This is a genomic window from Nostoc sp. NMS4, assembly GCF_017115095.1.
GTDB lineage: Bacteria > Cyanobacteriota > Cyanobacteriia > Cyanobacteriales > Nostocaceae > Nostoc.
On record NZ_JABXKI010000353.1, the window covers coordinates 1 to 13,192 of the forward strand.

The window sequence follows — 13,192 nt, forward strand, 5'->3', positions numbered from 1 at the left end:
GTCATTGGTCATTGGTCATTGGTCATTGGTCATTGGTCATTGGTCATTGGTCATTAAGTCTTCTCCCCCTGCCTCCCCTGCCCCCCCTGCCTCCCCTGCCCCCAGTCCCCAGTCTTCCGCAGTACTATATAAGCGCAAAACTATCTACGGCTGGATGTGCAATGATGCCTGTACGTCAAACTTTATCAAAGCCTGATATCCAACTTTCTTATTTAGAATGGAATCAAGGTCAAGAACCTTTACTGCTGTTACATGGCTTAGGCGACCATGCTCTGGTGTGGTCTAGTTTAGGAGATTACTTGGCCGCGGATTACCACATAGTTGCGCCAGATATGCGCGGACATGGCCAAAGTAGTAAACCAGAGATAGATTATAGCTTTGAGAGTGCGATCGCAGACCTTGAAGCACTTATGGATAGTCTGGGATGGACTTTTGCCCACATTGTAAGTCATTCGTGGACAGGTAAATTAGCTGCTATCTGGGCAAGACAAAACCCAAAGCGTTTACGGAGTATAATTCTGGTCGATCCGATTTTCATTTGGAAAATGCCCAGTCTTCTTAGGGTAACTTTCCCGACGTTGTATCGCTTCTTGCCTTTTCTTAAAAGCATGGGTCCCTTTGCCAGTCACGAAGAAGCCGAACAACAAGCAAGGCAATTAAAGCAATATCAAGGATGGAGTTCCTTACAACAGCAAGTCTTTCAAGCAGGAATAGAACAAAAACCCGATGGGAGTTGGGGCAGCAAATTTACCATAGCCGCCCGCGACGGAATTTTTGAGGCAGTAATGCAAGTGCCAGGTTTTACAATTCCCCTTGACACCCCTGCCCTATTCGTCCAGCCAAAACAAGGACTGAACCGCCAAAATTGGCAAATTCAACCCTACAAAACCTATCTTCAAAACTTAAGTATCTGCCAAGTTCCCGGCAATCATTGGCCGTTTTTGACACAACCAGAGGCATTTAACCAAACTGTAGCAGCTTTCTTGGCAGAACACAGATCAAAAATATCATGATTATTGGACGGGATTAGTCATACAGCAACAGAAGAATTAATAGGAGCAATGTCTAGGGGGATTAGGCATTGGGTATGGAGAAGAGACAAAGGAGACAAGGAAGAGGGGGGAGACAAGGGAGAGATTTTCAATAATTTCCCCCTTGTCTTCCTTGTCCTCCTTGTCCTCCTTGTCCTCCTTGTCCCCCTCATCTCCCCCACTCCCTACTCCCTACTCTCCTGTCATGAGCCTTTGTATCAATCCTGTTTGCCCTAAACCAAATCACCCGCATAATCATCAAAACCGCTTTTGTCAAAGTTGTGGTTCCCATCTAGAATTGCTAGGGCGTTATCGGGTGACGTGTCTGTTGAGTGACAAAACAGGTTTTAGTAAAGTTTATGAGGCATACGAACAAGATACCCCCAAAATTATCAAGATACTTAAAGAGAATTTATCAGGCGACGCTAAAGCAGTAGAACTATTTCAGCAAGAAGTAACCGTGTTGGGACAATTTAAGCATCCCGGAATTCCCAAAGAAGATAGTTACTTTCAGTATCAAACCCGAAATGGTTTAGTGTTGCATTGCATTGCAATGGAAAAAATCGATGGCTACAACTTAGAACAGTGGCTAAAGCAGCAAAATAGTCCAATATCCCAAGAAGAAGCCATAGACTGGTTAAGACAGTTGCTAGAAATTTTGGATGTATTGCATAACAAACAGTACCTACATCGAGATATTAAGCCATCTAACATCATGATTAGATCCCCTCTTGAGAAGAGTTGGGGGAATTTAGTACTGATTGATTTTGGCACAGCGAATGAAATTACTAAAACTTACCAAGACCAACTAAGCGACGGCGACAAGATGACAGCACTGATGTCATCTGGCTACAGCGCCCCAGAACAAATGAATGGTCAAGCAGTACCGCAGTCAGATTTCTTTGCTTTGGGACGCACTTTTGTATTTTTGCTGACAGCACACCATCCTTTAGAGATGTATGATGTCCAGCAAAATTTGTTGCACTGGCAAAATCATACTATTCATATTTCACCCTTACTATTGAATTTAATTGATTGGCTAACAGCATCAGATATAGAAAAACGTCCTGCAAATACTCAAGAAATTTTGCATTTTCTAGAAGAAATCGAAAGTAAATTAACAGACACTACTTCGACAAATAGTAATATTATAGAATTTTCTCAACCTGAACATTTACCCGTAGATATTAATAAAAACTCATTACCTCCAAATAAACAACCAGAAAAAGTGCCGTTGTTAGCATTTTTTGCAGTTTTTTTGGTGGCATTAGGATTACTTAGTATAGTGGCTTTAGCAACGCAGAAATCCGATTTACCCAAAACATCTTATTACAGACAATATCCAGAGAAAAAAGGTAATATCGATTATTTTTCTTATCAAGAAGGTAGAGATAGTCAGGGAAGGATAGCTGAGTTTAATATAGCGGTTTTATCATTAAAATATAAATGGCTCTTAGGTAGCAACTTTCAAATTAAATATAATGATGAAGTTATTAGTGTTGATCTTTTGAAGTTGAATTTAGAACAAGAAAGTCTAGAGAAGATAATGGAATCTCCCAGTGAGATTATCTCTGTCGGTACAGCTTCTTGTAAAGGTGATACATCAGATCAAGAAGGTGTGGCTTTAGAACGTTCTAAACAAATACAACTTTTAGTTAAAAAATTATTTATTAATATACCAAGTGTCAAAAGTTATCGCTTATTGAATTTGGGTAAATTTCAACGAAGTGATTGTCAGGCAAATCAGAATTTAACTACATATCAGACAAGTGTGATAATTATTGGTGTTAAAAGAGAATCATCAGGTGTCATTCTTGACGAGGCGCTACGGAATAGGTTAGAAAAGAAGCCTTTTGGTGATTTTAAATTAGAAGATTATTCTTTGGGGTCTGCACAGAAGTTTAAGACTATACCGAGCAATTTATAAAATCTCTAAGCACATAGGCATAGTCCATAGTAGATATCACCACTTTAGGCAGAAATGACAAATATGTTGACAGATTGCTAGTAGCGTCTTCCAGACTAACTAGGGCGGTTATTCGCACCGTGAGTTTTCAGCATGATTTGTCAAAATAAAAGATAACTGGAGGTTCAAAATATGAAATTTTCAATCCAATCACTTTACGCCTGGTATCGCGGTGTGCTTCGTAACCCTAAATACCGTTGGTGGGTAATTTTAGGAACGTTGGTCTATTTGGTCAGCCCATTTGATGTTCTCCCTGATTTTATACCCGTTGTGGGACAAATTGATGATGTTTTCCTTTTGACTCTGCTAGTTAGTGAAGTGTCTGGGCTAGTAATTGAGGGTTGGAAAGCTCGTAAGGGTGAGGTGGGTACTGAAGTACCTAATACTACTGAGGGTTCTACCTCTACTGCAAGCACTATTGATGTTGATGCTGTTTCTGTTAAGTAGTTTTTATAAAACCCCTGCTTTTGAGTCTGAGTGGGGGATATTTTTTTTCAACGCATAGGCGCTTCGCCTTCCCGTAGGGTAGGGGCGCGGAGGGAAGCGCGGAGGTTCGCGGAGGAGGAGAGGGAGTGAGAGGGAGGAGTGAGAGGGAGGAGGGGTTAGAGGTTATTGGCTACGCGTTTGATGCCTTCTTTTAGGTGGAGGACGTTAAAGTTGAGGAGAAGTCCTAGTTTGCAGTTTGCTAGTTTGAGATAGGTTAGGAGTTGGACGGCGTGAATTGGGTGGAAGGATTCTAAAGATTTAATCTCTACAATTACTTGGTTTTCGACTATCAAATCTAATTTATAAACGCATTCCAATTGCACATCTTGGTAAACCAAAGGCAATGGAATTTGCTTACCAACATTCAATCCCGCTTCCTTCAACTCATAATCCAAGCACACCTCATAAGCCGATTCCAACAAACCAGGCCCCAAAGCAGTATGCACCCTCATCGCGCACCCAATAATCACCCCACTCAACTCATTCTCTCTCATCCTCTGCGTTCCTCTGCGGTTCCCTCTGCGCCACTTTGCGTTTAAAAATCTTTCACAAATTCCGTTAAAAAGCGGAAAGCCTTCAAAATATAACTAGCGCAATCTCTAGGAGAGGTATTGTAAAACGATCGCCACGCACTCGCCTTATCCTCATCATAGCGATCGCTGCGTTGACTATGATTCTCTAACCACGCCAATCGCACTGCATGGCCAATTAACACATCCAACACGATATATCCCTCAATTTGCAGATTAGGATTATTAGCTGCGATCGCTCCTAATTCTTTTAATGCTTCAATATTAACTTGACGGTATTCTGGAGCTTCGATTTTATTCAGCAAATGCTCAACTAACAAAGCAAAATTTCTTTCCCCGGCTGTCATTTCTGACAGCATGATCTCACTATCTAAACGATTGCGTCGCTCTAGTTTATCGCCAATTACTAGACCTTTGCAATGTTGCATTAATAGCCAAACTTGCTTAAAAAATTCTTTTGGTACGCGCCCTGTCGCACCTTCGGCTTGGCGAAACCGTCGCCAACCTCCATGCGGAACTTCCATCCCTTCGGCGATTCCTGGTAACACTACCCAAGCAATATCACTTTCTTTTTGTTTGACGTGCAGTGATTCTTGTTGACGCAACAGGCTACTCATGCCAGTATATCCAGTTAATACCTGACGCAAGCGCATTTTAACTTCAAAGGGTGAAAGTTGCATTAAGCGATCGTAAGCTTCATCTTGAGTTAGGTGTAATTCCCGCGCTAGTTCGCTGGTTATCAACAGGATCAGATAGCCGACTCTCAATGTTAGTAGTCCCTGGAATAGTTCGGATTCTGAGCGAATTAAGACACCAAGATAGATTAAAATCTCTTGTGTGAGGACGCGATCGCGGATATCTTCACGACAAAAATGATTAATTTTATCGGCAATTTCATTGTGGGACATGGGTACGGTAATCAAGGATGCTTCGCTATAAGCTTTACCTACAGCAATTTGCTTGCCCCTTACTAAAATACTCGTGACTGCATCTGATAGGCTGATATCAACCATTTGGCGCAACCCCGCAGCCCGACGCACTACCGCCCAAATACCTAAATCTCCAGCTTTGGTGTAAACTTCGTCGAGTAAATCGCCTACGGTGACAGGATATCCTGAGCCACCGTACCCCGTATCAAATTCCATTCCCTGCAAGCGAGTTAAAGTTTGCAATAACTCAATTTGCTCGTAGATATTCTCTGATGAGCGCAAATAAGAAAGTAATAACCCAAAGTTTGTTTCACACTCCATTTGAAATTCTTGGGTATTTCCTAAGCGCCAGTTTTTCTCAGGATGATATGCTAAATAATAGCAACGTGGGCTAGCATTTTTTACTGGCGATCGCGCAAATTCTGCATCGGGTAGAAAATCAATTCTTTGGATTCCTGCTGTCAACATTAACTGATTTAGCCGCCCTAATTTCACTCGCACGCCGTTACAAACACCATCTTTCAGTTCTTGCATCAGTTCTAGTAATGCTTCCGAACCACTTTCTAGCATGGTATGCGTCAACATTAAAGTCAAAGTCGGACGACCTAAATCGCCCCAATATTTTTGAATGTAAGCTAGTTCGCTTCTAATTTGATCTAGCAAAAAATGGTAATCAAGAGTTAGATAAAACTGTTGAGAATCAGAAAAGGAAGGCAAAAATACAATCGTTTCACCGCGAATCCGAAAGATTCTAGATGTTGTTAAACTCCGCAGCCGCCGCACTGGCCGCCCAGTTAAACCAAGTTTTTCGTTACGTCCAATTTGGGTATAAATAGCTGAAAATTCGCCAGCTTTTCTCACCTGAATCGGTTCTACTTGGGTAGGCGTTTGGGCTTCAATTCCATGAACTTCTAGTTTTTTTTGTAAATCTTCGTCTTCTGCTAATAAAGCAATTTGTACCAATGCTTCGCGCTGTTTGCCGACACACAAATGTCTTCCCAAAGGGTCGATATCACCAACCGCCAGTAACCCTTCACTCAACATTTGACTGAGAAAATATAAACTCTGCGCCCACACCAAGGGAATATTTTCATTAGGTAAACGTGGTTGCGTTTGGGGTGCTAACTTTTCTGCTTCTATGTTTTCGGCGGGAACATAATAAAGTTCTGGCAATAAACGCAAACCATCTTGTTCTATGAGTAATGATTCTAAAAGCTCTTGGTATTTTTTTACTTGTTCTTGTTCGCCGCGAAATAATCCATCTAGAACTAAATAAGTGAAAAATAACGGCCATTCGCATTCGATATGCTCAAATTGCTTGAGTTCCCACGGTTCGTAGTGTAAACGTTGATGATCTTCTAAAACCGTTTGGTGTCCATCACGCAAAAAGCGTTTGCAGCCGTACTTACCTGCGAGTTTATTGATAATATCGTTTAAAGTGCGATCGCGTAATTCCAAATCTTCCACTGCAAAGGCAGGATAACTAATTATACTTAACAGCGCCGCATCAATTTCTTTGGAACCAGATTCTCTCGGTAATAGTGATTCTAGAGTAATCCGGGCGCGGGCGATTTCATCTGGTAGCACATGAATCACCGATGCTTGACTACCACGCACACCAAATAAATCCAGTCCGTTGATAGCTTCTAAAGCAGCTTTTGCCATCCCTACAGAACTGGCGTTTAACTCCGCACTACCACGATTAATTTTATTCCCACGTTCCCAAATACCGTAATCTGGTGTGCGATAAGCTCGTCCAATATAGTAAACCAAATTTTGGACGAAATTCACTTCATCAATGGTATAAATTATTTGCAATCCCGCAGCCGTCATTTGCCCCAACATCAGCAAAAATATAGATGTGGCATCAAGTTGCAAATGTCCCCATTCGTCATCACCAACAACAATGTCGCCAGTCGTGGTATTATATTTGGCGTGTAATCCATCTAGTAGTGACTGAGTATGTTTAAATGTTTCTACTTTATGAGCCTGTCGCATCATCGCAAATAGTAACCCACGCATCAGTTTAATGACGCTGTGTTCTAGTTCATAAGTGCGTCCCTCATCATCGTCAATCTTGCGGTATGCAAGTCCTAAACCCCAAACTGCCAAAATACTGTAAACGTTGTCTCGCACCCAAGCATCTGTATAATCACCGTGGGCTGTAATCGCTGTGCTTGCAGGTAGTAAACCCGTAATTGGATTCTGCCGAGTCAGAATGATCGTTTTAATTTGCTGGTAGTAATAGTCCAGACTAGCTCGTAATTTTGTAGATGTTTTCATAATTTCGTTCGGAACTACTTGCAGAATTCAAGCCTTTAAAGGAGTGGGTTTCTTGTATTTGGGCTACGGATTCCGTACCGTAGTGTATACGGAAACATTAATCGTCTCTGGAAATATCGATCTCTGCGTGGATGGAAAAATCCCTCCAAGTAAGTCGAGTTGTAGAAAGGGGAACTCTCAAGAGCGATCTTGGGAATCCATTACTGATCCCTATACTGAATCAGTGGTGGGATGATATCAAAAAATCAAGAGTGCCTAACTCCGAAGGATGAGCTTATGCTAGTCTAAACTAAATCACTACTCCGAGGTTATGCTTATGCTGGTATAAACTAGATCATGTTTTTGCAAAAAAATATTTATTAAATAAATATAATTTTAATGTATATATGTTTTAAAATTAATTTGTTTGTGTTAAACATTCGCCAAATAATTGCAGTCAAGAAAGGGAGGCTACCTTCAACGCAATCAGATTTGTTGAAGAAGAAGTCAGAATTCAGGATTCAGGAGTAAAGCCGGAGACGCTATGCGTAGCTTGCTTCCCTGTAAAAGTACGCAGACTCTTAAAGAGAAGCCTTTACGCGAATAATGGTTTCAGGAAAAATTATTATTGGACTTACTAACATAAATAATTAAAGCCTTAATTAGACTAGTACAGCACGGCGGAAATAAGCCACCCATTTGATAGGAGTAACACTATGAAAACAGTTGGAATGTATCGTCGAGCTTATCCGAGAGTATCAGAAACTTTTATTGGAGAGCAAGTCCATAATTTACAAACATACAAACCGTTATTTCTGACTTGTAAAAAAGTAGCAGAAATTCCTTTTGATAATATTGCTATTAGCAATAATGACCAATGGAAACTTAAGCAATTATTTCATATAATTACGGCTTCACCAAATATGTTTGGAAAAGAAGCTGAACTAAAAAATCTAAAATTAATTCACGGGCATTTTGGGCCGGATGGCATTTACGCAATGCGACTGGCAGAGAAATTAAATATTCCTTTCCTCGTGACATTTTACGGTTTTGATATCACCGTTTCACGTCAATATATGTGGCTATCAGGTAATCCAGCATTTTATCAATTTCTTTTGCATGAAGAAGAATTAAAACGAAAAGCATCTAAATTTATTGCTTTTTCTAGTTTCTTGTATAAAAAGATGATTGAACATGGTTATCCAGAAGAGAAAATTATTAAACTAAATAGTGGTATAGATTTAGAAAAGTTTGCCCCGGCAAGTGAATCAAAAGGTGAAAGATATATTTTATGTGTAGGCAGACATACTGAAAAAAAAGGAATTGACACTCTATTAAAAGCCTTTGCTCAGATTGCCAGTAAGCATCCAGATGTGTCAATTATCCAAATTGGAAATGGCACAATGACTGAAAAATTAAAAACTCTAGCAGACGAGCTTGGTATTAGTAATAGAGTGAATTTTATGGGGGCACAACCTTATGAAATTATTCAAAAAACCATGAGAAGCGCAGAAATATTTTCTCTACCCAGTCAAACAGCAAAGAATGGGGATAGTGAAGGTTTACCGCTTTCCATATTGGAAGCTGCTGCTTCTGGTTTACCAATAGCTTCTACCTGGCATAGCGCCATCCCTGATGCTATTTTAGATGGAGAAACGGGCTTTTTAGTTAATGAAAAAGACGATCGCTCTCTCGCGGAAAAATTAGATATCCTATTGTGCGATCGCACTTTAGCTAAAAGCATGGGTATAAAAGGACGAGAGTTTATCTGCGAAAATTTTGATATTCGCAAGCAAACGGCCAAGCTAGAAGCTATTTATGATTTAGTAATCAGTTAAGGACAGTCAGGTAAGAGGATCTCAATTTAGATTACTCAACCTCAAGCATTAGCGAGTATTTTCGAGTCGCGTCTTGATTCTGACTTCTGAATTCTTCAATAGCGATCGCTAGTTCTCATCCCATTTCTTTAAAATTACAAAAAATCCTCAGTATCTACCGGAGAGCGCTATTCCGGGTTAGGATGATGACTAGCAAATGCTTTGATTTAGATATCGATATTGATTTGTTGAAATTTTATGGGCAATAGTCCACCAGATGGCAGTATCAACCTCCTCTGAACTGGCGAGGAAGTCTCCCAGCGCGGGGGAGACTTAGGAGATATATCTCATGCTTACCCAAGATATTCGTGATTTGCTGACTGATACTACCGATTTAAACCAGTTGAAATGGGATTTAAATCGCTTGCAACCTGTGGATGTAGGAGACTATATTACACAATTGCCCGAGAAACAACGCGCGATCGCATTTCGTTTACTCAACAAAGCCCAGGCAATTGATGTATTCGAATATCTGCCGACAGAGGTGCAAGAAGAACTAATTAATTCTCTGCATGATGCCCAGGTAGTGCAACTTGTAGAAGAGATGAGTCCCGACGAACGGGCAGAATTGTTTGATGAACTCCCGGCTGGGGTAATCAAACGGTTATTGCAAGAACTCAGTCCAGAACAAAGGCAAGCAACAGCAACAATTCTCGGCTATCCAGAAGGCACTGCTGGACGGGTGATGACAACTGAATATGTCCGGTTGCGCCAAGGTTTGACTGTAGGTGAAGCCTTGAGCAAAATCCGCCGTCAAGACGAAGATAAAGAGTCGATTTACTACGCTTATGTCACAGATGACAACCGGACGCTGGTAAGAGTAGTTTCACTGCGTCAATTGCTGTTTACCTTTCCCGATGTTTTCATTAAAGATATTGCTAGCGATCGCGTCATTAAGGTGACAACTGAAACCCCTCAAGAAGAAGTGGCGCGAATCATGCAGCGTTACGACTTAATCGCTATCCCTGTAGTTGACCGAGAAGACCGATTGGTGGGCATTGTCACCATTGATGATGTCATGGATATTTTGGAAGAAGAAGCCACAGAAGATATCCAAAAACTGGGGGGTGTGAGTGGTGATGAAGCAGCTTTATCCTCTCCCCTACTCACCATCCGTAACCGCTTACCTTGGCTGTTAGGGATTATGGGATTATATATTGGTGCAGCCAGTGCGATCGCGCCTTTTCAATCTGTAATTGCCGCAGTCCCAGTTTTAGCAGTCATCATGCCAATTTTTTCTAACACTGGTGGTACTGTCGGGATTCAATCATTAACAGTGACAATTCGCGGCTTAGGAGTGGGCGAGGTAACACCCAAAGATACCTTAAAAATTCTCCGCAAGGAACTTTTAGCTGGTTTAGGTACAGCCGTGGCTTTAGCCACAACGATGATCCTACTTTCCTTAATTTGGGCGCGTCCCCAAGAGCGATGGGTGGCTTTAATTGCCGGCATGGTAATGGCAACTAATACAATTGTGGCTGTTACACTCGGCACTTTACTGCCAATGGCTTTGAAACGCTTGAAACTTGACCCTGCTTTGGTTAGCGGCCCGTTAGTGACTACAATGTTAGATACAATTGGGTTCTTAACCTTCCTCAGCCTAATTTCTTTAGCTTTAAACGTTTTCCATTTACCAACTTAATCGTAAGTTTTCACATTCCCCGCTAAAAATAAATTAAGAAGCCAGAGAAATGGGTAAATATTTGATACCCTCAGCTATTTTTGTGATTGCAAAATTACAGGCTCCTGACAATTAGAACTATAACCCGGTAAAACTTTTACCTCTGGCTGAGTCAACCGTAGCGTTAAAGAAAGTCGAACTTTACCGCTATTATTACGTACTGAACGATGTAATAGTTCATTACTAAATAGTACAAATTCACCGGGACGTAGCACCACAGGAATAGCTTTTTGCGCGACTTCATCACTGATTTCAAAAAAGTGATTACCACTAAAAGGATCGGTTCCTTTTATCTGGCAATCTTTTAAGTAAATATTAGGTATATACTCAAATCCGTTATATTCATTAACTTCTGTCAAAGCTATATAAGCATGGATAGTTTTACCATCTCCTTGCAGCAGTTTAGGATAAGAGTCTTGATGCCAAAAAGGAATTAATTGCTGTGCGGGATAATTTACCCACAATTCTGATCGCCATAATACTAAATTTTCCCCTAAATGAGCATTAAGCCTTTCTAATAAATTTTTATCTTGACATAATTGCAAAATCACAGGTGAATCTAAATGTCTTTCCATGTAAAAAGATTTAGTAAACACTTGAAGCAATATTATGAACAATGACCCAATATCAAATCTAATAAATGATTTAATTACCTGTTTTAATAAGATTTCTATTGGTAATTTTCTTAAAACTTCATCAAAAATATATTGGGTAATATCAGCTATTTCATTACTGGTTAAAAGCAGAGAGTTTGGCCCCCAAATTTCATCGGCACCATCATAATTAATTTTTTTTGTATTCTGCTGTTGGTTGCAACCAGCCCATAATAAACTACGTTCCCATAATTGCTCTGATAATTCTTGATTTTGTGCTACTGTCGGTAATATAATTTCTTGAGTATGACTATCTAAAAATTTTCCACTAACATTTTGATAATCTGGGGAAGTAGCGCAAATCAGGGTACTATATGCTCCAGCTTCCGAGGAAATACCTAAACCTAAATATTTACTGAGACGATGCCATATAGTAATATTTGATTGCACAAAACCTGGATGTATTGCGTTAACAGTGACCTGAGAATTATTTAATCGTTGAGAAAGTTCTCTTGTTAAAAGCAATAAAGAGAGTTTAGAAACGGCATATAATTTGATAAAGTTTAATGGTGTTCTTTTAACTAATAAATTCCAGTCAATACCACTTGGAGATAATGCCAAATCTGACGCTAACATAATAATGCGACTAGGGGCAGATTCTTGCAATTTTTCTAGTAATAAATAAGTGAGCAAAAAATGACCTAAATAGTTAGTCCCCCAAATCAGTTCAAAACCTTCTTTTGTTGTGCCTCGGCGGTTGAATATACCCGCATTGTTGACTAGTATATGTAATGGTAAATTTTTGTCATTAAATAGTTTTACACAGTTACGAACTGAATCTAAAGAAGCTAGATCAAGAGGTAAAAATGTCACATTTTGATTTCCGGTAGTTTGGCGGATATAGTCTATAGCTTTTGCAGCTTTATTTGCCGAACGACAAGCAATAAATACATGATTGCCTAATTTGGCTAAACCTACAGCCGTCATTAAACCTACACCAGAGTTACCACCTGTAACCAGACACACTTGCATAATTTACGATCTCTCAGTATTTATTGGTAAAAATTGGAGCATCCCAATTTGGCAAAAATATAAAGAATAAAAATTATAGCGATGTACACTCGCAAATAATTTGGGGATTCAATCTTGTAGTTATTTTGATTCTTGTTCAGATCCCGAACTAAGTGTCTAGCAGACAATCATCAAGGGTATGAATTATTTTCTGTATTTTCTCCCGATTTAAAGGTCTAAAAACAGACAAAGAGGCACTAATACGGGCATTAGTATCAGCTTTACCCAAGTGTCGGCATTTACTTAATTTTTCAGATGTCGTGCATTGAAAGTATAGCTGGGTTCCTTGCAATTTTTGCGATTTGTACCCTGAAAAGACGCGCCAAGGGCAAGAGTAGCTAGTAAGAGCATCAGTTTGTCTATCTTTAACCAGTTGCTCAAACCAACTTGTTTGAGATATTAGCTGGATTTACGCCGTGCTGTACTATAGGAATCCGATTTGATTCCTGAAAAAATCTAAGTATATGTAGTGGCGTGGCAAGCTTAAAATAGTGCATGAGACGTAGGTTGGGTGGAGCGGAGCGCAACCCAACAGATATCAGGATGTTGGCTTTGGCAAAGCCTCCACCCAGCCTACAATTTTTTTGCTTAATGGACGTATGAAAGACCAAGAAAATCTAAAGTACCCTAACGTTTTGAAGCACATTCAGGCAGAGTCTGAAGCCCTAAATTTTCGTATGGCTTCAGACTTACTGACAGGTTCTTTTCTAACCCACATTCCGCACTTCAAAATGTAGTATCAAATCACACGTAATTAATTTCAGAT

Annotated in this window: 8 protein-coding genes and 1 pseudogene; 6 read left to right on the top strand and 3 right to left on the bottom strand. The window is 40.1% G+C overall.

The annotated features are described in order from the left end of the window. The 4 genes and pseudogenes from HWQ37_RS30875 to HWQ37_RS30890 all read left to right on the top strand — a co-directional run. Positions 1 to 196, top strand: a pseudogene (locus tag HWQ37_RS30875) (hypothetical protein); the annotation flags it as partial. Further along, on the top strand, positions 165 to 1,013 hold the full coding sequence (locus HWQ37_RS30880) for an alpha/beta fold hydrolase (protein ID WP_292754438.1): 849 nt from the start codon (positions 165 to 167) through the stop codon (positions 1,011 to 1,013). The pseudogene HWQ37_RS30875 and the gene HWQ37_RS30880, both read left to right, overlap by 32 nt. A gap of 223 nt (positions 1,014 to 1,236) precedes the next feature. After that, positions 1,237 to 2,958, top strand: a complete 1,722-nt coding sequence (locus HWQ37_RS30885) for a serine/threonine protein kinase (RefSeq protein WP_292754420.1) — start codon at positions 1,237 to 1,239, stop codon at positions 2,956 to 2,958. A 171-nt stretch (positions 2,959 to 3,129) separates the two neighbouring features. Then, positions 3,130 to 3,444: a YkvA family protein gene (locus HWQ37_RS30890; protein WP_292754423.1), complete on the top strand. Its 315-nt coding sequence runs from the start codon at positions 3,130 to 3,132 to the stop codon at positions 3,442 to 3,444. A 155-nt stretch (positions 3,445 to 3,599) separates the two neighbouring features. On the opposite strand, the gene HWQ37_RS30895 is transcribed toward HWQ37_RS30890, so the two are convergent. Together HWQ37_RS30895 and HWQ37_RS30900 are read right to left on the bottom strand one after the other, a co-directional pair. Further along, a complete protein-coding gene (locus HWQ37_RS30895; protein ID WP_292754426.1) occupies positions 3,600 to 3,977 on the bottom strand; it encodes a GxxExxY protein in 378 nt (125 codons plus the stop codon). Between the two features lie 41 nt (positions 3,978 to 4,018). Continuing rightward, positions 4,019 to 7,225, bottom strand: a complete 3,207-nt coding sequence (locus HWQ37_RS30900; RefSeq protein WP_292754429.1) for a glycoside hydrolase family 15 protein — start codon at positions 7,223 to 7,225, stop codon at positions 4,019 to 4,021. 695 nt (positions 7,226 to 7,920) lie between these two features. Here HWQ37_RS30900 and HWQ37_RS30905 point away from each other — a divergent pair. Both HWQ37_RS30905 and mgtE read left to right on the top strand, forming a co-directional pair. Continuing rightward, a complete protein-coding gene (locus HWQ37_RS30905) occupies positions 7,921 to 9,042 on the top strand; it encodes a glycosyltransferase (protein WP_292754432.1) in 1,122 nt (373 codons plus the stop codon). A 328-nt stretch (positions 9,043 to 9,370) separates the two neighbouring features. Next, positions 9,371 to 10,723 carry a magnesium transporter gene (gene mgtE, locus HWQ37_RS30910; protein WP_292754434.1) on the top strand — a complete coding sequence of 451 codons (1,353 nt, stop codon included), beginning with the start codon at positions 9,371 to 9,373 and terminating at the stop codon, positions 10,721 to 10,723. Between the two features lie 74 nt (positions 10,724 to 10,797). Here the strand turns inward: mgtE and HWQ37_RS30915 are convergent, their stop codons facing one another. Next, complete coding sequence (locus tag HWQ37_RS30915; protein WP_292754436.1) at positions 10,798 to 12,387, bottom strand: SDR family NAD(P)-dependent oxidoreductase; 1,590 nt, start codon at positions 12,385 to 12,387, stop codon at positions 10,798 to 10,800. Positions 12,388 to 13,192: the final 805 nt, after the last annotated feature.